The sequence below is a fragment of the Chitinibacter sp. GC72 genome (genome assembly GCF_009760905.1).
Taxonomy (GTDB): domain Bacteria; phylum Pseudomonadota; class Gammaproteobacteria; order Burkholderiales; family Chitinibacteraceae; genus Chitinibacter.
The window spans coordinates 1-22,252 of the sequence record NZ_VIRW01000030.1; the positions used below are offsets into that span (position 1 = coordinate 1).

Annotated in this window: 15 protein-coding genes and 2 pseudogenes; 7 read left to right on the plus strand and 10 right to left on the minus strand. The window is 51.9% G+C overall.

The window, feature by feature from the left end:
- A partial coding sequence (locus tag FLS37_RS17180) for a transposase (RefSeq protein ID WP_157670412.1) occupies window positions 1–201 on the minus strand: 201 nt, incomplete at its 3' end.
- Window positions 202–225: 24 nt separating this feature from the next.
- Between FLS37_RS17180 and FLS37_RS15730 the strand changes: the two genes are divergently transcribed.
- On the plus strand, window positions 226–516 hold the full coding sequence (locus FLS37_RS15730; RefSeq protein ID WP_157670923.1) for a hypothetical protein: 291 nt from the start codon (window positions 226–228) through the stop codon (window positions 514–516).
- A gap of 62 nt (window positions 517–578) precedes the next feature.
- Here the strand turns inward: FLS37_RS15730 and lysS are convergent, their stop codons facing one another.
- The 3 genes from lysS to FLS37_RS15745 all read right to left on the minus strand — a co-directional run bounded on the left by lysS (window position 579) and on the right by FLS37_RS15745 (window position 8,067).
- Window positions 579–2,093 (minus strand): lysine--tRNA ligase, encoded by a 1,515-nt coding sequence (gene lysS, locus FLS37_RS15735; protein WP_157670924.1) that lies wholly within the window; start codon window positions 2,091–2,093, stop codon window positions 579–581.
- Window positions 2,094–2,168: 75 nt separating this feature from the next.
- Window positions 2,169–3,272: a peptide chain release factor 2 gene (prfB, locus tag FLS37_RS15740; RefSeq protein ID WP_157670925.1), complete on the minus strand. Its 1,104-nt coding sequence runs from the start codon at window positions 3,270–3,272 to the stop codon at window positions 2,169–2,171.
- A 73-nt stretch (window positions 3,273–3,345) separates the two neighbouring features.
- Entirely contained in the window at window positions 3,346–8,067 is a 4,722-nt protein-coding gene (locus FLS37_RS15745) for an NAD-glutamate dehydrogenase (protein ID WP_157670926.1), read from the minus strand.
- Between the two features lie 316 nt (window positions 8,068–8,383).
- Between FLS37_RS15745 and FLS37_RS15750 the strand changes: the two genes are divergently transcribed.
- Window positions 8,384–10,513, plus strand: a complete 2,130-nt coding sequence (locus tag FLS37_RS15750; RefSeq protein ID WP_157670927.1) for a DUF1631 family protein — start codon at window positions 8,384–8,386, stop codon at window positions 10,511–10,513.
- 32 nt (window positions 10,514–10,545) lie between these two features.
- Here the strand turns inward: FLS37_RS15750 and rph are convergent, their stop codons facing one another.
- The 5 genes from rph to FLS37_RS15775 all read right to left on the minus strand — a co-directional run bounded on the left by rph (window position 10,546) and on the right by FLS37_RS15775 (window position 17,056).
- A complete protein-coding gene (rph, locus tag FLS37_RS15755; protein WP_157670928.1) occupies window positions 10,546–11,265 on the minus strand; it encodes a ribonuclease PH in 720 nt (239 codons plus the stop codon).
- An 86-nt stretch (window positions 11,266–11,351) separates the two neighbouring features.
- A complete protein-coding gene (locus FLS37_RS15760) occupies window positions 11,352–13,445 on the minus strand; it encodes a bifunctional diguanylate cyclase/phosphodiesterase (RefSeq protein WP_198314679.1) in 2,094 nt (697 codons plus the stop codon).
- 122 nt (window positions 13,446–13,567) lie between these two features.
- Window positions 13,568–15,379, minus strand: a complete 1,812-nt coding sequence (locus tag FLS37_RS15765; protein ID WP_198314680.1) for a M61 family metallopeptidase — start codon at window positions 15,377–15,379, stop codon at window positions 13,568–13,570.
- 22 nt (window positions 15,380–15,401) lie between these two features.
- Window positions 15,402–16,664 carry a diguanylate cyclase gene (locus tag FLS37_RS15770; RefSeq protein WP_157670930.1) on the minus strand — a complete coding sequence of 421 codons (1,263 nt, stop codon included), beginning with the start codon at window positions 16,662–16,664 and terminating at the stop codon, window positions 15,402–15,404.
- A gap of 20 nt (window positions 16,665–16,684) precedes the next feature.
- Complete coding sequence (locus FLS37_RS15775) at window positions 16,685–17,056, minus strand: RNA-binding S4 domain-containing protein (protein WP_157670931.1); 372 nt, start codon at window positions 17,054–17,056, stop codon at window positions 16,685–16,687.
- Between the two features lie 67 nt (window positions 17,057–17,123).
- On the opposite strand from FLS37_RS15775, the gene FLS37_RS15780 reads away from it, so the two are divergent.
- From FLS37_RS15780 to pflA, 5 genes and pseudogenes are all read left to right on the plus strand, one after another.
- Window positions 17,124–17,744, plus strand: a complete 621-nt coding sequence (locus FLS37_RS15780; protein ID WP_157670932.1) for a Smr/MutS family protein — start codon at window positions 17,124–17,126, stop codon at window positions 17,742–17,744.
- On the plus strand, window positions 17,741–18,088 hold the full coding sequence (locus tag FLS37_RS15785) for a VanZ family protein (protein WP_157670933.1): 348 nt from the start codon (window positions 17,741–17,743) through the stop codon (window positions 18,086–18,088). Before FLS37_RS15780 ends, FLS37_RS15785 begins: the two co-directional genes overlap by 4 nt.
- Window positions 18,089–18,427: 339 nt before the next feature.
- Complete coding sequence (pflB, locus tag FLS37_RS15790; protein WP_157670934.1) at window positions 18,428–20,773, plus strand: formate C-acetyltransferase; 2,346 nt, start codon at window positions 18,428–18,430, stop codon at window positions 20,771–20,773.
- A gap of 106 nt (window positions 20,774–20,879) precedes the next feature.
- A pseudogene (locus FLS37_RS15795) lies at window positions 20,880–21,053 on the plus strand (glycine radical domain-containing protein); the annotation flags it as partial.
- Window positions 21,054–21,153: 100 nt separating this feature from the next.
- Window positions 21,154–21,975, plus strand: a complete 822-nt coding sequence (pflA, locus tag FLS37_RS15800) for a pyruvate formate-lyase-activating protein (RefSeq protein ID WP_157670936.1) — start codon at window positions 21,154–21,156, stop codon at window positions 21,973–21,975.
- A 41-nt stretch (window positions 21,976–22,016) separates the two neighbouring features.
- Here pflA and FLS37_RS15805 read toward each other — a convergent pair.
- Window positions 22,017–22,252 (minus strand): annotated as a pseudogene (locus FLS37_RS15805) (hypothetical protein); the annotation flags it as partial.

Genomic DNA, 22,252 nt, shown 5'->3' on the forward strand with positions numbered 1-22,252 from the left:
GGCCAACCATTTATGTACGATGTTATCGTTGAGGTCATATTGGCGCGCGATGACTGCGACTGAAACACCGGGTTGGTGACAAGCTGCCAGCACAGCGGCCTTAAACTCGGGGCTGTGCTTGCGACGAGCTCTACTGGGTGTTGATTGAAGTGGGAGTATAGCGTCCATGTGTCCACCTAAGTTTATCGTGGACACGATCATCTCAAGGAGCAATACGGCTATTCAATGTGGGCCAGCTGGATGCTTACAATAGAAATGGCCGAGGTGGCAAAAGAAGTAGGCGCTGCAGAGACCGATCTGAGCTTCCAAATGGCACTGGGCTATTTGCAGTATGAATGGGGTTGGCTGGCGACCAATAGTCCGGGCAAGATTCCGAAACAATTGCATCATCTTCGTGAGCGGCTGGGGGAATTATTACTACCCATACAACGACGGGGGCGTGAATGCCCCCGTGTTGTCAAAGCCCTAGCGAAGCGCTATCCGGCACGAAAAATCATGAAAACAGACCATAAGTGAACGGCATTACCGTAAAACCTAGGTTTTATACGGGCTTAATGGTCTTCCGTGAAGGCTAGCGATTAATCTTCTAAACGCATTTGCGGGAACAAGATCACGTCGCGAATGCTTGGTGCGTCGGTTAGCAACATCACCAAACGGTCAATGCCGATACCGCAGCCGCCGGTTGGCGCCATGCCGTGTTCGAGTGCGCGGATGTAGTCGGCGTCAAAGTGCATGGCTTCGTCGTCGCCAGCTTCTTTCAGGTCAACCTGAGCTTGGAAACGCGCGGCCTGATCTTCCGGATCGTTCAACTCGGAATAGCCGTTGGCGTGTTCGCGGCCAACGATAAACAGCTCGAAGCGTTCGGTAATGCCCGCTTGCGTGTCCGATGCACGTGCCAGTGGCGATACTTCGGCCGGGTAATCAACGATAAAGGTTGGCTCCCACAATTTGCCTTCGGTATTTTCTTCGAACAGACTTAGTTGCAGGCCGCCGATACCATCGGTGAGTACTGGTTTGCCGCCCAAACGCGCGATTTCGGCTTTCAGGAATGCGCGATCGTTCAGTTGTTCGTCGGTGTATTCCGGGTTGTAATGCTTGATCGCACCAGCAATCGTGAAACGTGCGAACGGTTTCGACAAATCAACCGTTTTGCCTTGATATTCAACGACAGCGTGACCAGTCGCTTCAATCGCGCAAGCGCGGATAATGCCTTCTGACATGTCCATCATGCGCTGGTAATCGGCGTACGCTTCGTAGAATTCGATCATCGTGAATTCTGGGTTGTGGCGCGTGCTCATGCCTTCGTTACGGAAAGAGCGGTTGATCTCGAATACGCGTTCCAAGCCGCCAACAACCAGACGTTTCAGATACAGCTCAGGCGCAATCCGCAAGTACAGTGGCATATCGAGCGCATTGTGGTGCGTCACGAAAGGCTTGGCCGTCGCGCCGCCCGGGATGCTGTGCATCATCGGCGTTTCAACTTCGAGGTAACGCTGCTCAACCATGAATTCACGCAGGCGTTGAACGATTTTCGAGCGTTTGATAAAGGTATTGCGTGATTGCTCGTTGGTGATCAAATCGATGTAACGCTGACGGTATTTGGTTTCTTGATCAGTCAGGCCGTGGAATTTTTCTGGCAATGGACGCAGCGATTTGGTCAACAAGCGCAATTCAGACACATGTACTGACAATTCGCCGGTTTTGGTTTTCATCAAAGTGCCGCGTGCCGCAACGATGTCGCCCATATCCCAAGTTTTAAAGCCGGCATAAACGTCTTCACCAACGGCTTGACCGCTGATGTAGAACTGGATACGACCAGAAACGTCTTGAATGGTGATAAAGCTGGCTTTGCCCATGACGCGTTTGAGCATAATACGGCCAGCGACAGATACCGCCACCGCTTGTGCTTCGAGCGGTTCTTTTTCAATCTCGCCGTACTGGGCTGCTAAATCAGCCGCCAAATGTTCACGTTTGAAATCATTCGGAAAGGCAACGCCTTTTTCGCGGATCGCGGCTAATTTAGCGCGGCGCTCGGCGATGATTTGATTTTCGTCTTGCTGAACAACTTGTTCTTCTGTATTTGGATTTGACATGAGGTATATGCCTGCAAATTAATGTGTGTATAGTCTTGCGGCAGATACACTTGCATGTATCTGCCGCATTAATGCTTAAACGCCTTGTTTCAAGCTCGCTTCAATAAAGCCATCGAGGTCGCCATCCATAACGCCTTTGATATTGCCCACCTCGTAGCTGGTACGCAGATCTTTAATGCGGCTTTGATCGAATACATAGGAGCGAATCTGATGGCCCCAGCCGATATCGGATTTGGTCGCTTCCAGCGATTGCTGCGCTTCCATCCGTTTGCGCAATTCCAGCTCGTACAATTTGGCGCGCAGCATTTTCCATGCTTCGTCGCGGTTTTTGTGCTGCGAGCGATCGTTCTGACATTGCACGACGGTATTGGTTGGAATGTGCGTCAAACGAACGGCCGAGTCGGTTTTATTAATGTGCTGGCCACCTGCGCCCGATGCGCGATACGTGTCGGTACGAACGTCGGCCGGATTGATCTCGATCTCGAAACTATCATCGACTTCAGGATAGACAAACACCGAGGCAAACGAAGTGTGGCGGCGGTTGTTTGAGTCGTACGGTGAGCAGCGAACCAGACGGTGTACGCCGGTTTCGGTGCGCAAGAAGCCGTAAGCATAATCACCAGTCAGCTTGATCGTTGCTTGGCTGATGCCGACGATGTCGCCATCCGATTGCTCCATGATTTCAACGCCAAAGCCCTTGCGCTCACCATAGCGAACGTACATGCGCAACAGCATGCCAGCCCAATCTTGCGCCTCAGTACCGCCGGCGCCCGATTGAATGTCGATAAAGCACGGCATTGGGTCCATCGGGTTGCTAAACATCCGACGGAATTCCAGCTTGGCAATTTCGGCTTCCAGCTCGGCGTAATCTGCGGCGATGACTTCGACGGTGCCAAAGTCGTCTTCCATCTTGGCCATTTCAAATAGCTCAAGCGCATCGGCAACGCCGCCGGTGACGCGATCAAGAACCAGAACAATGTCTTCCAGCGATTTGCGCTCGCGGCCCACTTCCTGGGCTTTTTTCGGGTCGTTCCATGTTTCTGGTGCTTCAGACAGGCGTACAACCTCTTCGAGCCGATCCACTTTGGTCGGGTAGTCAAGGTAGCGCTTGAGTTCGTCTGCGCGTGAGGCTAGCTCTTTGAGCTGATTTTCAATCTGGTTTAGCTGTTCGCTTTCCATGCGATGATCCGCTTTCCGCTGGTGCAAAACCGTCAATTATATCAGCCCGGAGCCTGTTTTTGTGGGCAATTTTTCAGGCGCATAAATGATGCCGCAGCTCCCTGATTGCGGCAGAAATCATCGCTAGATCTGGGTTTAGACCACGCAACTCTTTGAACATGGCGGCAATGCGATCAATGGCGACTTTATTGTCGCTTTGCCATTGCATCAGGCAATCGGCCTGCCCGTGACATTGCCAGACATGGCTGGTCAGTGATGCCTGCAGCTGACTGAGGTCGTCCCGCACGGCCATGCGTGCCAAAGTTTGCCAACGGTTGTCGCGTGGCAATTGCTCGATTGCACCGTGCAGCCAGTTGAACTCCAGCAAATCGCCCAATGCCAGATGCAATTTAAGCCTTTCTGCTAATTGCCCGGTGTCATTGCCGTGTCGCGCCATTTCAAGCAAGGGCTGGATTTCTTGCAGAACCAGTACATTCATTGCCAATCCGCCGGGCACACCATCGGCCAGCAACTGGGCCTTTTGCGCTTCATAGCGCGGGCTGGATGCCAGCCACTCCGGCGCTTTGGGTAGTGTCAGTGCAGCGCAGGCATGCAGATGCTCACTTTCTGCCGGTGTGAGCGGGTGTTGTAGCAACCAGCGAGCGACGCGTTCACAATAACGGCGAATTTGCAGTTGCAGCTCGGTTTGCACAGCCGAGGACACCTTGCCATCCAGTGCCTCCACATCACAAGCGAGTTGTTCGCCATCAAGCAGGTTTTGTGCGGTCAACAGCGCATCAACAATTTCGCTGGCACTGTGCTCGGTTTCTTCTTGTAACCTGAAAACACAGCTAATCCCAAACCGATTGATGGCATGGTTGGTTAACAGAGTAGCCACGATTTCGCGCCGCAATGGGTGACGCGTGATGGCGTCGGCAAACTGGGCTCGGAGCGGGCTAGGGAAATAGTATTCCAGGCGCTCATTCCAGCGCTCTTGATCGACCAGTGTTTCTGTGAGCAAATCCTGATTTAGCACTAGCTTGGCGTAGGCCAGTAGCACCGCCAGTTCGGGCCGATACAAACCAAGACCTGCAGCCTGACGCTCTGCGATCTGGCTATCACTGGGCAGATATTCGATCCTGCGCGAGAGTTTTCCGGTTTTTTCCAGTATTTGCATCATGCGTGCGTGCACGCTGAGCAATGATTTTGCGTGCCGGTGCTCGAGTGAAATAGCCAGCGTTTGCAATTCATTGTCGCGCAAGACCAGCTGCCCGACCTCATCGGTCATACTGGCCAGCAACTCGTTGCGCTGCTTGAGCGTCATGTCGCCACTGGCGATTAGATTGCCAAGCAGAATCTTGATGTTGACTTCATGGTCTGAGCAATCAACCCCGGCTGAATTGTCGATTGCATCCGTATGAATGCGCCCGCCGTTGGCGGCGTATTCGATGCGGCCCAACTGCGTAAAGCCTAGGTTTCCGCCTTCGGCAATCACCCGGCAGCGCAAGTCGTGGCCATCGACACGCACAGCATCGTTGCCCCTATCGTTCGCTTCGGCGTTGCTTTGCGTGCTGGCCTTTACGTAAGTCCCGATGCCGCCGTTATAGAGCAGATCAACCGGCGCTTTCAGGATAAGCTGGATCAGTGTATTGGGTTCGAGTTGCTCGGCGTCAGTGTCCAGCAGTTGCTTCATTTCGCTCGAGAGAACAATGCTTTTGGCGGTGCGCGGCCAGATGCCGCCGCCTGCGGAGATCAGCTTGGTATCGTAGTCGGCCCAGGCTGAGCGAGGTAAGGCAAACAGGCGCTCACGCTCGATGAAACTGCTCATTGGATCAGGATTGGGGTCAATAAAAATATGGCGGTGATCAAATGCTGCCACCAATTTGGTGTGCGGCGAGCGCAACAGGCCATTACCGAATACATCACCCGACATATCGCCAATGCCGACAACGGTAAATGGCTCGCTGCGGGTATTTAGCCCCAGCTCGCGGAACGATCTCTCGACTGAAATCCAGGCTCCACGGGCGGTGATGCCCATTTTTTTATGGTCATAGCCAACCGAGCCACCACTGGCAAAGGCATCATCAAGCCAGAATTGATAGTCCTGAGCGATGCGGTTGGCGATGTCGGAAAAGGTTGCCGTGCCCTTGTCGGCTGCCACTACCAGGTAGGGGTCATCGCCGTCACGGCGACGAACATTGCTTGGCGGAATGACTGTGCCGTCTTGTAGGTTGTCGGTCAGATCAAGCAGGCCGCTGATAAATGTTTGGTAGCAGCTTACTCCTGCAGCCATTAAAGCATCCCGCTCAAGTGGCTGATTTTTGACGATAAATCCGCCTTTGGAGCCAACAGGAACAATAACGGTGTTTTTAACCATTTGCGCCTTCACCAGACCCAGCACTTCGGTACGGAAGTCTTCGCGTCGGTCCGACCAGCGCAAGCCGCCACGAGCCACCTTGCCACCGCGCAGGTGCACTCCCTCTACCTGCGGCGAGTAGACAAATATTTCGCACATGGGGACCGGTTGCGGCATAAAACTGATCTGGGGCGAGGCAATTTTTAAGGATAGGTAGGGCTTATGGGTGCCATTGCCGAGCTGGAAGAAATTGCTGCGCACTGTGGCACGAATTGCCTGCACAAACCCGCTGAGGATGCGCTCTTCATCCACATTGGGCATGACTTTGGCTGCCTGCTCAATTTCTTCCAGCACAATTTCAGCCACCCCTTCCTGATGCTCGCTAGGGTGCTGCAAAAGCATAAAGGCATTCACCAGCTGTTTGCTGTGTGCGGTGTATTTGATCAAACAGTCGGCGATGGTTTCGACCGCGTATTTCAGCGCCAACTGCTTTAAAAAGCGGGCGTAGGCCCGTAGCACCAACACTTCGCGCCAGTTCAGCGAAGCGAGCAGGGTGAGGCGGTTAAAGCTGTCATTTTCGGCTTCGTTATTAAATAGCGCGATAAAACTGTCGGCCAGCCGTTGGCGTTCTTGTGGCGTTTCCAGTGAAGCTTCTTTGGGGAGCCGAACGCCAATATCCATAATCCACATCGACTCGCCAGCCGGCAAGTGAATCTGGTAAGGGCGCTCATCAAGTACGCGCAAGCCCAGGTTTTCCAATAGGGGCAGGCAATCTGATAATTCAATGGCCTGATGCCGGTACAGCTTGATGCGCCAGATATTGGCATCGAGCACATTGCCTGCGCCCAAGGACACGGTCAGTTTTTTCTGGCTTCGGCTTTGTTCAAGCGCATCAATGTCGTGCACTGCAATTCTGGGTAGAAAATCGGCGCAATAAGCCGCATTAAATGCCGCATGGTAAAGCTGATACAGTTGGGCGCCGCGCTCTTCGCCGTGTGCATGGATCAACTCCCGGTGCAGCGCATCGGTCCAACGCTGCGCCAGCTGGGCAATCTGTGCCTCGATGGCAGGAGCGTCATAAGCGCTGCGGGCTTCTGGCGGACGGCGGATGATGTATTGAATCCGCGCCAGCGGCGCATCCCCCAAAAGGACGGTGTACTCTGCGCTGTAGCCCGAGAGTTTTTCCAGCAGGAGGCTTTCAATCTTGACGCGCACTTCGGTGCTGTAGTTGTCACGCGGCACAAATACCATGACCGAGACGTAGCGGCGGTAAATATCATCCCGGAAAAAGGCGCGAACACGGCTGCGCTCGTGCAGCGACACAATGCCTTGTGCAATCCGGCTCAGCTCGGGGACTTCAATTTCGATCAGCTCGTCGCGCGGGTAGGTATCCAGCGTGTTGAGCAGCGTTTTCCCTCGGTAACCCGACAAATCAGCACCACTTTGCTGGATAACCGATTCGATTTTCTGCCGTAAAACCGGAATTTGACGGGGCTGAGCTGTATAGGCGCTGGCAGAGTACAGGCCGACGATTCTGGTTTCGCCAACGATGCGGCCTTGTTCGTCGTACTGCCGCACAAGGACGGTATCCAGATAAGCTGGACGGTGGATGATCGAGCGCCGATCGGATTTGGTGAGCATCAGCACCCGCTCATTGGCGTAGGCGATCGAGCGCAATTCATCACTGAGGCTGGACCATATTTTGGATACCTCAGGTACGCCCTGGTCGCGCAAAATACCCAACCCGCTATTGGCTTGCAACATTAATTGTCCGTCGACGAACTGGTATTTACGCAGACCAAGAAAGACATAATGCCCCGCCAGCAGCCACTCTAGATACGCAACGCTTTCCTTCAAAATGGCCTGGGGTTGGGCGTGCTGCTTGTGTCTAAAGTCTTCGAGCAGGTCAGTGACGCAATCAGCCATTTTTTTCCAGTCGCTAACCGATGCCCCTATTGCCGCGAGTGCCGTTGCAATTTGTTCGTACAGTGCGGAAATTTGGTCGGGCTGACTGATCCGGGTAATTTCAAAGTGCATCCAGGATTCTTTGATGCCCGTGGTTTTTAAGGCATCTGCCAGACCTGCCTGATCTCGAGAAAGAAGAAGTACAGGGTGTATTACAGTCAGAGCGTTGTATTTCAAGGCACTCAACGCAATACCCACCGAATCAACCAAAAAAGGCATGTCGTCAGCAACGATTTCAATGACGGTATGGCTGCATTGCCAGCCATGTTCGGCCTGATTGGGGTTGTAAATACGGATCAGTGTTTGTGCTGCAGTGCGATGCTGCCCAAAGCGCCAGTGTGCCAGCAATGCGCCGCCCCAGTCAGTGATGTCGCGCTGTCGCCATTCGTCGTCAGGAATATCGCCAAAATATTGTTCAACAAGATTTGCCGGCTGCTGTAGACCCTGTTGTTGCAGCCATTCAATCAATGCAGTGAATCGTTCGACGCTTTTCATAGTGACTGCCTTTGGGTCAGATTTTCTTGCACTTTAGTGCTTAAAATAGCGAATCTCTACTAGGATTATTGGGTATGTCCTTTTGGGTTTTGTTGGCGATGGCGCGTTCGTTTGAGTATGCGTTTTTCTTTGTCAGAGCAAAGAATTGTTGCTCAAAGCGCTGAAATGGCGAAGCCACGTGACTAACGGTAGACTGTTGTATATTATTGTTTGCTAATATATATGCCAGATGCGTCAAAAAGCGGGTGATACCATGATCCAGCCAAAGCCACACAGCAAAATGCCACGAAACCCTCATCTTGAAACTCAGGATCCCATGTTGCTCGCGTGCCGCGATCTGGCAATCAAGATGCTGACCGAATCGCTGGATAATTTCTTTGCCAAACTTGAAGATACCTATTTCGAGCTGGCAGACAAAAGTCTGGATCGAAAGCAGCGCGACGATTACTTTGCCGCTCGCATCGAAACACATAACAAGCGTGCCAAATTGGCTGCACAATTTGCCAGCTTTCTCAGTGTCGCTTTCAATAAAAATGTGCAGCAAAAAAGCGAGGCGGAGCAGAAGTTTTTCTATGTAAATGCCGATCCGGATCAACTCAGCCTGGTTGCCAATGAAGAGTATGAAGAAAATCTGACCGCGGACAAAATCGTAAAACGCATCAAATCACAAGGCGGGGAAGAGCTTGATCAGCTTGAAATGCGCTTTGCAAGGCTGCTGGCTTCCAAAGACGATGAATCAGCTAATCCGATGTCGCCAGAGGCGATTTGTGATGCCTTTTTGCAAGCATGTAAACAGCTTGAAACTGGCGTGGATGCCCGGCTGGTTGCCATGCAGAAGTTCGAAAATGAACTAAGCAGCCAGGTCGCCAATGTCTACCACCAAATCAATCAGTATTTGATCGCTCAAAATGTAGAACCTTTACCGCGTAATCAAAGGCGTTCCACCCGCAAAGCAGTGTCACAGAACGCACGTGATTCAGGTCTTGCCAGCCCCTCTGGTGCCACACAAGGTAGCCGTGCCGAGGCTAGCCATAGTGCCGATGAAACCTTGCTTGCGCATCAGCGGTTTGAACAATTAAGCGATCATTTCAATCTGCTCTCACAAGGGCGGCGAATGATGGCGGCTCAGGCTGATGAATCAGCAATGGGTGGTGCGCGTCATGCCGATGGCTGGCTGTCTTTTTTGGATATCCTGCAAAGGAAAGCGCCTGCGCACGACGCATTCAGTCATGAAGATGGTGGGCCAATTTCGCACAATCTGCTGGGTATGTTGCGTGATTCGGGCTGGGCGAAGCAATTGCCTCAGCTCGATTCGATGACGCTTGAGCTGGTGTCGATGCTGTTTGAGCATATTTTTGGTGACCCACGGCTTTCTCCATCAATGAAGAGTCTGATTGGGCGCTTGCAAATTCCCGTACTCAAGGTGGGCATGCTCGATACAGGTTTTTTCTCTCAGAAGTCACACCCGGCCCGGCTTTTTCTTGATGAGCTGGCTTATGCGTCGTTGGATGCCCAAGACCTAGAAACGGGGATGCCGCGCTACGATGCCTTGGCCGCTATTGTTAACGAACTGCTGCGCAAGTATGACAAAGATATCACTGTATTTAGCGATGCCTTGCAGCAACTGCGCAAACTGGTTGAGCAGCAAGAGCAACTCGCAGCACAACTGATTTCTGCCGAGGCAGATGAATTGGCTGCCAAGGAATGCGCTGAACTGGCGCAGGTGACAGCCGAACAATTGGTTGTGCAGCGCTTGTCGGCACATCAGGATGCTCCGGAAGTAATAGTCCAATTTTTGAATCGTACCTGGGTCAAATCCTTGCAACTGGCCTATGGTCTACAGGGTGAATCCGAGCCTGAATTTGCTAGGCGCTTGCAAGCGATGGATGATTTGCTCTGGAGCGTTCAGCCCAAGGCCGGGCCGGATGAGCGGTTTAAAATGGTGAATTTGCTACCGACCATGCTCAAAACATTGGAAGAGGGCGCCGTGGAAACTGGCTTGAGCAAGGCTCAGGCACAGGATTTTTTCTCTGATCTGGTTCAATGTCATGCAGCAGCGATTCGCAACGGCATTAAACTGGGTAGTACACAGGCACCGACACAATCGCCCCAATCAAGCAAACCCGAAGAATTACGCGTATTAAGCAGCGTCGATGACTGTATTGCGCCTGATCCATCGCAGGGCAATCGAGCCAAGTCCATTTTGCCCGAAAAAGGGGAGTGGGTTGATTTTGCGCTCGGCGAAGGCGAGATTGTGCGTCTGCGCCTGTCGTGGATTAGTCCTCAAGGTACCCGCTATTTGTTTACCAACAAAAACGTCAAGGGACAGGCCTTTTTGGCGTCTGAGCTCGAAGCGGTAATTAGGGACGGCAAAATGAAGCGCTTGGTTCTGGAAGGTTCCTTGCTGGAAAGAGCCATGCAGGGCGTGATGAGTGATCTGAGCTAAGGTCTGTCCACTCATCAACGCTTGATGAATGATTAGACGCTGACCAAGGCTTGTTGCTGCAACTGAACAAGCTGGGAAATGCCAGATTCTGCCAGATCAAGCAATTCATTCATTTGTTGCCGGCTAAAAGCCTCGCCTTCTGCGGTGCCTTGAATTTCAATGAATTTGCCTGAGGCAGTCATCACGACATTCATGTCTGTTTCGCAGGCTGAATCTTCTACGTAATCAAGATCCAGCACTGCGGTGTCGCCAACTACGCCCACCGAAATGGCCGCAACGGCTTCGCGGATGGGGCTACTGCTTAATTTTCCGCTCTTAACCAGATCATTGATTGCATCGGCCAGGGCCACGTAGGCGCCAGTAATGCTGGCCGTACGCGTGCCGCCGTCGGCCTGGATTACGTCACAATCAATCGTGATCTGGCGCTCCCCCAGAGCCTTGAGATCAACGATTGCACGCAAGCTGCGACCGATTAAACGCTGAATTTCCTGGGTTCGCCCACTCTGTTTGCCTGCCGCAGCTTCGCGTTTCATCCGGCTCCCTGTTGAGCGTGGCAGCATGCCGTACTCGGCTGTGACCCAGCCTTCGCCCTTGCCTTTAAGGAAAGGTGGGACTTTTTCCTCAACGCTGGCAGTGCAAATGACTTTGGTTTGACCAAATTCAACCAGTACGCTGCCTTCGGCATGGCAGGTATATTGACGGGTGAGGCGAACTTCTCTGAGTTGATTGTGCTGGCGTTGTGATGGGCGCATTGTGTATTGCCTTGCGGTAAGTTGGTCTTGCACCCAGTATACCGCAGTGACTATCAATGATTGCGTCAGCGTTAAGTAAATGGGGGTTACAGCTTATCAGCCATATTGGGAAGCGAGAATAGATTGAGTTGCTGTAAATCATGTTGCAACCAATCGGTAAAGCGACTTGCATTCATCGGCTGGGCAATAAAGTAGCCCTGTATCTCATCACAACCCATCACCGAGAGTGCCTGCCAGCAAGCTAGCGTTTCAACCCCTTCGGCAACCACTTTCAAACCCAGAATATGCCCCAGCTCGATCATGGAGCGAACAATGGATATGCTTTCGAATGTGCTATTCATCGCCATCACAAAGGTCTGGTCAATTTTAAGCTCGTTAACCGGCATCTTGGCCAGATAAGCAAACGAGGAATAGCCTGTGCCAAAATCATCAATTGATAGTTTGATATTCAGCTGGCGCAAGCGATTCAGATTTTGCAGCATCAGATCGGGTTGTCTCATCACGCCTGTTTCGGTAATTTCGAGGCACAAATTGATGCCACGCTCACAATTGGCAATTTGACGGGCAATAAAATCAACAAACTGCGCGTCTTCAACATCACCCACACCCACATTAACGGATACGCAAATATCCAGCCCCATTGATTGCCATTCCTGTTGCTGTCGCAAAACATCCTTGATTACCCACTCGGTAATGGTGCGCAGCTTGCCTGATTGCTCGGCAAAGGTGATGAATAAGTTGGGTGGGATCCATCCGCGGACCGGGTGCTGCCAGCGCACCAGCGCTTCAGCCCCATGTACGTGCATGTCTGAGAGCAGGATTTTGGGCTGGTATTGAACAATCAGCTGATTTTTTTCAATCGCTTCGCGCAAATCTCCCATCAATGTGAACTGGCTTTGTCTATCCACCTCTCGTGATGGCGAGTAAACAATACAGAATTGACACTCTTCCTTGGCAGAAAAAATGCTGATTTCAGCCTGACGTAGCAGCGCTTCAGGGTCTTGGCCGTGCTCTGGGTAGCAGCTTACCCCGAAGCGCATGGCCAGATTTACCCGATGATCATCAATGACAATCGCTTCCGATAGCACTTTTTCGATTTTTCTGATGATCTCGGCCAGCTCATTTTGGTCACGGCACTGGAGCAAAAGCAGAAAGTCATTGCCTGATACGCGCCCCAGCGCCAGCACTGGTAGTGGTTTAAGTAGTGTTAAGCGGTCTGCTACAGCCCTTAATACATTGTCTCCTTCGGAGAAACCGAAGCAATCATTGACATAGTGAAAGTCTGCAATATTCATCATGGCAATCGCAAAGGGCGGCGGTGCATTGCCAATGTGCTGATGAACGATTTCGACAAAACGCGTGCGATTGGGGAGGCCGGTAATCCGGTCGACAAAAGCCAATTGTCTGAGCAGGTGTTCACGGGCAGTGAGTGCGTCGCCCATGGCATTAAAAGCGGTTGCCAGATTGCCCAACTCGTCGCGCGATTTGACTGGCATGCGCAAATCGAATTCGCCCAGTGTAAAACGTTGTACTGCGTGGCTAAAACGGCGTAGCGGCTCTGTTAGCTTGGATGCCAAAAGCCAGGAAACAATCGAGCCTATTATCAGCAGGGCAAAGCCCAGCCACAAGGTTTTGGAAAGAATTCCCCACAACTGCTGATTGACCGTACTGGAGGCTAGATCCGCACCCAGCAGGTAGTTTTTCCCCTTGCTGGTTTGGCGTATCAGTGACAAGGAACGAAAATGGCCATATTGATCTTTGAGTTGGCCGTAGCGGGTTTCACCCGTTTTTAACGCGTTCAGGGTGTGTTGTTCAAGATCTTGATAGCGTTGATAAAAGCGGCCAAAGTGCTGCTTGGCTATTTCTGCGGGTGAGGCCGAATCTGCCAGATAGACGACCTGACCATGCCCATCCAGACTGAGTACATATAGGTAACGCAAACCGGAATTTTGCGCGTACTGGTCCAGGCGTGCCGTATTTTCCAGATAACTGCCCAACTGCCGTGGCGGGTTTTCGGTGGCGGCCTCAATATAATGATCGGGTAGAATGTAAGGAATTGCATCGGCGGCAGTTTGCAGCCGACCATCAAGCTCAGAAAAAAGAGCTTGGGATAATTGCTGATAGATACTGGCTGTTAGGCCGATGCAAATCAATAAATTGAGAAAAAAAAGGATCAGCAATACTTTTGCCCGAGCACTGCGGATGAAGTTTAAGCCAAAAGAAGCGACTTTCTTGGGCATTGGTGAGGTTTATCGCATGTGAAGCAATAAGCTTTTTTAGCCCAGTATTTTGCAGTGCGCAATCAGTTTCCGGTGAATATGGAAAGGTTATCTATTTCCTGCTGACTGGATTCTTTTTTTATTCGAAATCCAATCGTGTCGGCGGGTGACATTTCCGGTGCAAGTTGCAGCTGCATCAACTCATCGCGTCGAAATATGTGCAACACATGAGTTTGAGCCGCATTTGGCGTGGCAAATAGCCGCTCCAGCAACGCCGTATTGGCGCGCAAGCCGTCAATCGCGACAATGACGTCGCCTGCGGCCAGCCCGGCTCGGCAGGCGGCTTGCTCATAAAATACATGGCTTACTTTAATCCCGGCTGCATCGGCGCTATAGCGGCATCCCCAGCTCAAGGCTGGCTTGGCTATGGGCTCCTGCCAGCCACCTTTATCATTCGCGCCTGAAGCAGGGCGCTTCTGCATTTCAATGCCGATATGGCCAAGCAAGTCCGGCAATGGCAATGGCTCAGTGCTGCGCAATGCACGGTCAAAAAAATCTTGCAGATCAAGCCCACTTACCTCGGCCGCCAATGCCTCCCATTCTTGCTCGCCAACACCGAGTCCGTGTTGGTCAAAGTCCCGACCATAACGCAGCCACAGAGCCTGCATAATTTGATCGAGTGATTTCCGGTTTTGCGTCTGCTGGCGGATGTGTAAGTCCAGACACAGGGCAACCAGCGCCCCTTTGGTGTAATAGCTCACCAGCTCATTAGGGCTATTTTCATCCGGGCGATAATACTTGATCCAGGTATCCATGCTGGAGTCTTCTAGTGTTTGCCGTTGATGGCCATACCCCCTGTAAACTGTAGTGGCAGTTTGAGCGAGTAATTGCAGATAGGCATCCAGATCGATCAGGCCAGAGCGCAGCAGGCACAAATCATCGTAATACGAGGTGATGCCTTCAAAGGCCCAGAGCAGGGTGGTGTAATTTTCCTGCTGCAGATCATAGGGGGCAAAAGTGGCGGGTTTGATGCGTTTGACATTCCAGCTATGGAAGTATTCGTGGCTGCACAAGCCCAGAAATTGCCGGTAGGCGGGCGAAACTCCTTCGTCACCGGCCAGGGGCAGGTCGCTACGATTGCAAATCAGTGCCGTGCTGTTTCGATGCTCCAGTCCGCCATAACCATCGCCCACAGCCATGGTCATAAATAGATAGCGATCAAACGGCGCTGGCTCGCCAAACAGGCGAATCTGGTATTCGCAGATGGCTTTCAAATCAAGGCTCAGGCGGGTCAGGTCGGCCTGATGCCGACCTGAAATCACCATCCGGTGCGGCACACCACACGCCTCGAATTCGACCGATGCAAAATCGCTCACCTCGACCGGGCAGTCAATCAGCTCGTCATAGTTGCACGCAATATAGTTGCCAAATCCAGCCTCATCAATCGACTCCGCTTTGAGTCCGGTAGCGACCTGCCAGTTTGAATTGGCTGAGAAATCCTGTGCATTAAACTCAACATAACAAGGAAGATGCTCTTGCCCTTGCACCTGCAAAAAGACGCTGGTGCCATTGAAAAAGGCCCGGGTCTGATCCAGATAAGCGCCTCGAACAGACAGATCAAAAGCGTACACCTCATAGCTCACTGTCAGCGGGCCTTGGCAGGGCGCGGCTTGCCAGGTGGATTTGTCGAGTTTCTCTAGAGGCACGGTTTGCCCTGTGCAGCTGGCGCTGATGCGTACCAGATGGCGGGCAAACTCGCGAATCAGGTAGCTACCCGGTATCCAGCATGGCAGCTGCAGAATCTGCCCTGCCGGGTCGGGCTGGGCGATGGTTAATTGAATGGCAAAGCGGTGCGATGCGAGATCGAGAGGTTGAATACGGTAGTGAATGCGCATTGAGATCGTCAGGAAAGGTTGATTATTTTTTAGCCGCCAGGCCAATTTGGTTGCGGCCTGCTGCTTTGGCCTGATACAGCGCCTGGTCTGCCGCATCGATCAGCTCCTGGGCACTCATGCCTTCTTCCAGCTGGGCGACGCCCGCGCTGAAGGTGGCAACAAAATGGCCATCGGTATTGGCCTGTGCCAGCTCGGCAAACTTGGCGCGCAACTCGTCGGTTCTTTGGGCTGCACGGATCTGGGTATGGTCTGACCAGATCAGCGCAAACTCCTCACCACCGTAACGTCCAACCACATCGGCGTTAGGCATCGATTGCTTCAGAAAACGCGAAAGACTTTTGATGACCCGATCTCCAACACTGTGGCCGTAGCGATCGTTAATCTGCTTGAAGTGATCTATATCGATCATGGCGTATGAAAGCTGACGTGATTCTTTATGTGCCCGGGCAACTTCACGGCTTAGGGCTTCAATCAGGTTGGTATGATTGAGCAAGCCAGTCAGGCTATCCCGGGTCATCCAGCGTCTGAGTGTGCGATAGCGCTCGGCGGTAATGCTTACTGCCGCAATCAGCTCGTCCGCTTCCATATTTTTCACCAGAAAATCGTCGCCGCCCATACTGCGAGCCATAAGCTGACGACCTCGGTGTGTTTCTGTGGACAGAAACACAATCGGCACCGAGTCAAACTGCGGGCGCTGGCGTATCAGCTTGGCAATTTCATCGCCTTGGCATTCAGGCATATAGACATCCAGCAGCAGAATATCCGGGTGAAACTCCTCAAGCCATTCAATGATTTTGAGCGGGTCGGCCAGATGTTTAACAATCATGCCCGCGCCGCTCAGCGTTGAGCTGGCCCATTTGGCAACCGTGTCCGAGTCATCAACCAGCAGTACCTTGTACGGCAGAATATGTTCCAGTTCTTCAAGGTGATCGAGCCGGTCGATCAGCGTCTGCAAATGAATTGGATAACTGATGAAGTCTGTAACGCCTGTGCGCAAGAAGGCGAGCTGCTCGGCCAGATTGATACCCAGATTGGCAAGAAATATCGGCCCTTTGAACAGCTTTTTCAGCAGGGGCAAGCATTGCTCGGCACTGCTGTCGCTCATTCCGTTTTCGTCAAGCACCACGATGGAGGGCTTTTCTGTATACAGCGCAGCCAGCAGGGCGCTATTGCGCTCGAACACCATGAATTCAAACCCGAAAAACTGTAGCTGTCGCCCCAGTTCGGCAAAGGTCTGTGCATTGGGGGCGACAAAATAAATCAATCTTTTGGTATAGATAGGCATGCGTGCTCTCTAACTCTGGGTCAGGAATGGTCGAGCGTCGTTAATAGACGGCGCCATTTTTTGGTTGGCCGACCTTTGATCTGCGGATGATCAAAGCTCGGTTGCAGTGCTTTGGCAAATGCGTCGCGTTGCCGTTTTTCCACGCTACGGGCTGTTTCGGTATAACGGGTTTTGGCTAATTCTGCAGCGCAGCGCTGTTCGGCTAGCTGCATGACTTCGACTTCAAACTCGCCGTGCGGGGTGCGAATGAGCAGGCAATCGCCCAATTTGAGCTGTCTGGCTGGTTTTGCCCGCTCACCATTCAGGTTAACATGTCCGGCTTCGATGGCCGAGCTGGCGATAGAGCGGGTTTTGAAGAAGCGGGCGGCCCACAGCCATTTATCCAGACGCATTTTTTTCTGCACAATCAAATAATATCAACGCACTGCCATCTTACTATACACACTCGCCTGATTGCACATGGACAAAGCTACCTTATATCAACTCAAGCAATTGCAAAAACGGCTTAAAGAGCAAGCAGGTGCAATTCGTAAAACCACGATCAAGCCAGCATTAAGTGATGAGCAATTGTTTCTTAAGGCCATGCAAGGGGTGGTGCCAATCAGTCGGGCAGGCCAATTTGATCACCCTCAAGTTCCTGCAAGCCCATGGCCCAAGTTGCAAGCGCCTCAGCTTGCTTTGCCGCATGAAGATATTAGTGACTTCTGGCCCTGGGATGAGCTGGGTGCGACTGAGCAGTTGCTCTTTGCCAAGCCCGGTTTGCGCCTGGATGCACTGAGAAAGCTCAAACGCGGGCAATATGACATTGAGGCAGAGCTCGATTTACATGGCGAGAGCACCGAGAGCGCCCGCCAGAAAGTGATTGTTTTTCTGGATCGCTGCGTACAAAGGCAGCAGCGCTGCGTGCGTATTATCCATGGCAAGGGTTTAAGTTCACGCGACGGGCAGCCAGTGCTCAAGCTTAAGCTGAAAAACTGGCTGGTACAGCGATCCGAGGTGCTGGCCTTTGCTCAAGCCAAGCCCGCACAAGGCGCTGATGGTGCGGTATTGGTCTTATTAAAATCAGGACGATCAAAATGAAATTGCAATCTGTGCCCATAAATTATCGCCACTGGATGCTCATCATCTGGCTGCTGGCCTTGTTGATTGGCTCTTTACTGCCACTCTCGGGCTCGCCCGGCATTCAGCATGGCGACAAAATCCAGCATTTCATCGGCTACGCCGTCCTGGCGATTCTGATTTTTCGGGTTCGTACCCGCATTGGTCTGGCTTTTGCTCTGGCAACGACATTCGGTGTGTTGATTGAATTTGCCCAAGGTCTAACACCCTGGCGAAGCTTCGATCCGGCCGATATGCTGGCCAATGCGCTGGGCGCTTTGCTGGGACTCTCTTTGTGGTATTGGTATTCTGGGCGGAAAAACTGATTGTCGCTCCTGCCGCTGCTGAGGGTAGGTGTCAATATTTACCTATGCCAGAGTAATAAATTCGATGTCTTCCAGCTGGTCAGAGGAATAGAATATCAGTAACAAATCAGGACTGTATTAAGTCGATCCCGCTTTGGCAGTATTCAAATGTAGGCAGTTTTGATCGACAACAAACTGAAAAAACTGACCTGAATCAAGTTTGTTTGGGTGCAAGTTGTTACGATAGTTTGATGTCATTATTAGTATCGGCCGATACCGTATCGTCCGGGCAATGGTAAAACACGCCAAAAGCTGTTTTGGCCCATGATGTCTAGCCGACATCGCCACAAGGAGATTCCCATGAACGCCCCAATCGACAAATCTTTGGATCAATCACAACTGGACGCCTGGCGTGATTTTGCCGCAGGTGACTGGCAAACCAAAGTCGAAGTACGTGATTTCATCCAGGCGAATTACACCCCGTATCTGGGTGATGATAGCTTCCTTGCGGGCCCGACCGAGCGAACAACCCAATTGTGGACTGAATTGTCGTCCTTGCTCAAAGAAGAGCGCAAGCGCGGGGTGCTGGAAGTCTCTGCCCAGTTTGGCTCAACGATCACCGCGCATAATGCGGGTTATATCAACAAAAATCTTGAAACCATTGTCGGCCTGCAAACCGATGCACCGCTACGCCGCGCCATTATGCCAAATGGCGGCTTGCGCATGGTGCAGAACGGCTTGACGGCCTACCACTTCGAAATGAATCCACAGATCGAAGAGATTTACACCAAATATCGCAAAGATCATAACAACGCCGTGTTTGACGCCTATACGCCGGAAATCATGGCGTGTCGCAGCTCGGGTGTGATTACCGGCCTGCCGGATTCTTACGGCCGTGGCCGTATTATCGGTGACTATCGCCGAGTTGCGCTGTACGGTATCGACTTCTTGATCGCCGACAAAAAACGCGAGAAGTCTGAATTGGATGACGTAGCCTTCACAGAAAGCGTGATCCGACTGCGCGAAGAGATGGCCGAACAAATCAAAGCGCTGAACGAATTGAAAGTCATGGCCAAAAAATATGGCTTTGACATCAGCCGTCCGGCAGCAACCGCACAAGAAGCCGTACAGTGGCTGTACTTCGGTTACTTGGCTGCAGTTAAAGAGCAAAACGGTGCTGCAATGTCGATCGGTCGTATTTCGACTTTCCTCGATATTTATTTCGAGCGTGACATCAAAGAAGGCCGCATCGACGAAGCCCAAGCACAAGAATACATCGATCACTTGGTGATGAAGCTACGTATCGTGCGCTTCCTGCGTACGCCAGAGTACGATGATTTGTTCTCAGGCGATCCAACTTGGGTGACCGAGTCTATCGGTGGCATGGGTGAAGATGGTCGTACTTTGGTGACCAAATCGAGCTTCCGTGTACTCAACACCTTGTACAACTTGGGGCCAGCGCCAGAACCTAACTTGACTGTGCTGTGGTCAACTTCATTCCCACAAGGCTTTAAAGAATTCTGCGCGAAAGTATCAATCGACACTTCTGCGATCCAGTACGAAAACGACGATTTGATGCGTCCGAAATGGGGCGATGATTACGCCATCGCTTGTTGTGTATCAGCGATGCGCGTTGGTAAACAAATGCAGTTCTTCGGTGCCCGTGTGAACTTGGCCAAAGCCATGTTGTACGCCATCAACGGCGGTGTGGACGAGAAAACCGGCAAACTGGTAGCCAAAGGCTTTGAGCCGATCAAAGGCGACGTACTTGAGTACGACGAATTGATGGCCAAGTACGACAAAATGCTCGACTGGCTCGCTAAAACCTATGTGACCGCTTTGAATTCAATTCACTACATGCACGACAAATACGCGTATGAGCGTATCGAAATGGCACTGCACGATCGTGACATCTTGCGCACGATGGCGTGTGGTATTGCTGGCCTGTCTGTGGCCGCTGACTCATTGTCTGCCGTTAAGCACGCTAAAGTACATATCAAGCGCAATGATGCGGGCTTAGCTGTGGATTACGTAATCGACGGCGAATACCCAGCTTACGGTAACAATGATGATCGTGCCGATGATATCGCGGTATGGCTATCTACTGCGTTTATGGAAAAAATCAAAGCGCAACCCGTGTTCTACCGTGATTCAATGCCAACTCAATCCGTTCTGACCATTACGTCAAACGTGGTGTATGGCAAGAAAACTGGTAACACGCCAGACGGCCGCCGTTCAGGCGCACCATTCTCACCAGGTGCCAACCCAATGAATGGTCGTGACACAAATGGTTTCGTGGCTGCAGGTTTCTCGGTATCGAAGATTCCGTACGAATCAGCGCTTGATGGTGTGTCTTGGACTGCGTCAATGACGCCAGACGCGCTAGGCCACAATGCTGCGGATCGTGTTAAAACACTGGCTGCTTCGATTGATGGTTTGTTTGGCCCACATGGAGAAGAATGCTCGATCTGTGAAAGCGCCGACAAAGTGGACCAAAAACTGGCTGAGCTCGAAGAAGGCCCAGATCAATTGTTCCACTTGAACATGAATGTGCTGAATAAAGATACCTTGATGGATGCGATGGAACATCCGGAAAATTATCCGCAGTTGACGATCCGTGTTTCAGGCTATGCGGTGAATTTTGTGAAATTGACCCGCGAGCAGCAACTGGACGTGATTAACCGCACCTTCCATGCGAGGTGTTAATTGAATGTCGCGAGCAGGGCAGGCCCTATAAGGGTATTGCCCTGCAAGCCAATACTGGATTGCTCTGTAGTTATATACCTACAAGGAAAGAAAAATGGCGCAATTGTTTCATCTCAATATGAATGTATTGAATAAAGAAACACTGGAAGACGCGATGGCCAATCCGGACAAATATCCGCAGCTGACGGTGCGGGTATCGGGTTACGCGGTGAATTTTGTCAAATTAACGCGCGAGCAGCAGCTCGATGTCATTAACCGGACCTTTCACGAAAAGTGTTAAGCTCAGATGCCGGTCTAAAGGAAACGGATCCTGGCGATCCGTTTTTTTATTGCTGCGCCGCAAGATCGCCCATATTCACGAGATTTCCAAGAGCATAATCATGACCCCTGTCGAACTCATTGAGCCGCCCGGCAAGCCGTTGGGCGAGATTGTACCCGCCGCCTTCGATGCCGATGGCAAGCAATTTGGCTACGTGCATTCAATCGAAACGGGCGCAGCGGTCGATGGTCCGGGTATGCGCTTTGCGCTGTTTGTATCTGGCTGCCAGTTCCGCTGCCTGTATTGTCACAACCCGGATACCTGGAAGCTGCATACGGGCAAGCCGTGGACTGTGGACGCCATCGTGGCGGAAATTGGCAAATACGCCAGTTTTCTGCGTGTAGCGGGTGGCTTGACCATTTCAGGTGGTGAGCCGCTGATGCAAGCGCATTTTATTGGCGAAATTTTCCGCCGCGCCAAACAGGAAATGCGGCTGCATACCGCGCTCGATACCCAGGGTTTTCTGGCTGCGCATTTACCCGACGCCTATTTCGACAATGTCGACCTGGTATTGCTCGACATCAAACAGATGAACCCGGAAAAATATGAAGCATTAACCGGCAAGCCGCTGCAGCCAACGCTGGATTTTGCCGAACGGCTATTTAAAATGGGCAAAAAAATCTGGCTACGCTATGTGCTGGTGCCCGGCTGGTCTGATGATGAGGTCGACGTGCAGAAGCTGGCTGATTATCTGGCGCAACTGAATCAGGCTTACCCCGGTGTGCTGGAACGGGTAGAAGTGCTGCCTTTTCATAAAATGGGCGAAAACAAATGGGCCGAGCTGGGGCTGAAGTACGAGCTGGGCGACACCAAGCCACCGAGCACTGAATTGACTCATCGCGTGCGCGAGCAATTTAGAGCGCAGGGGATTTTTTGTTGTTAGATCAGGTTGAAAAACCATGAATGAGTAAGGCCATGTTCAGATTATGTGTTGATGAATTCCTCCCGCAAGGAATGAAACAAGAATTGCTCGCCCGTCATCGCATCTTTGCAACGGTCGAGCAATCTGCGCCAGCCCAGGTAGTGCTCTAAATATTTGGTCGCAACGCCATGAAAACGCCTCATCCATTCCTTCAGGCGGCTGTCGTAGGCATTCACTTTTTGTACGTGCCAGCTCTGCAAACCGCCATGCCCTGAAATATTGGCCACAAAATAGCCAT

Excerpts from the sequence above, each read along its gene's own strand:
- FLS37_RS15730 (WP_157670923.1), top strand. The coding sequence starts at position 226 with ATGTGGGCCAGCTGGATGCTTACAATAGAAATGGCCGAGGTGGCAAAA.
- lysS (WP_157670924.1), bottom strand. The coding sequence starts at position 2,093 with ATGTCAAATCCAAATACAGAAGAACAAGTTGTTCAGCAAGACGAAAAT.
- prfB (WP_157670925.1), bottom strand. The coding sequence starts at position 3,272 with ATGGAAAGCGAACAGCTAAACCAGATTGAAAATCAGCTCAAAGAGCTA.
- FLS37_RS15745 (WP_157670926.1), bottom strand. The coding sequence starts at position 8,067 with ATGAAAAGCGTCGAACGATTCACTGCATTGATTGAATGGCTGCAACAA.
- FLS37_RS15750 (WP_157670927.1), top strand. The coding sequence starts at position 8,384 with ATGTTGCTCGCGTGCCGCGATCTGGCAATCAAGATGCTGACCGAATCG.
- rph (WP_157670928.1), bottom strand. The coding sequence starts at position 11,265 with ATGCGCCCATCACAACGCCAGCACAATCAACTCAGAGAAGTTCGCCTC.
- FLS37_RS15765 (WP_198314680.1), bottom strand. The coding sequence starts at position 15,379 with ATGCGCATTCACTACCGTATTCAACCTCTCGATCTCGCATCGCACCGC.
- FLS37_RS15770 (WP_157670930.1), bottom strand. The coding sequence starts at position 16,664 with ATGCCTATCTATACCAAAAGATTGATTTATTTTGTCGCCCCCAATGCA.
- FLS37_RS15775 (WP_157670931.1), bottom strand. The coding sequence starts at position 17,056 with ATGCGTCTGGATAAATGGCTGTGGGCCGCCCGCTTCTTCAAAACCCGC.
- FLS37_RS15780 (WP_157670932.1), top strand. The coding sequence starts at position 17,124 with ATGGACAAAGCTACCTTATATCAACTCAAGCAATTGCAAAAACGGCTT.
- FLS37_RS15785 (WP_157670933.1), top strand. The coding sequence starts at position 17,741 with ATGAAATTGCAATCTGTGCCCATAAATTATCGCCACTGGATGCTCATC.
- pflB (WP_157670934.1), top strand. The coding sequence starts at position 18,428 with ATGAACGCCCCAATCGACAAATCTTTGGATCAATCACAACTGGACGCC.
- pflA (WP_157670936.1), top strand. The coding sequence starts at position 21,154 with ATGACCCCTGTCGAACTCATTGAGCCGCCCGGCAAGCCGTTGGGCGAG.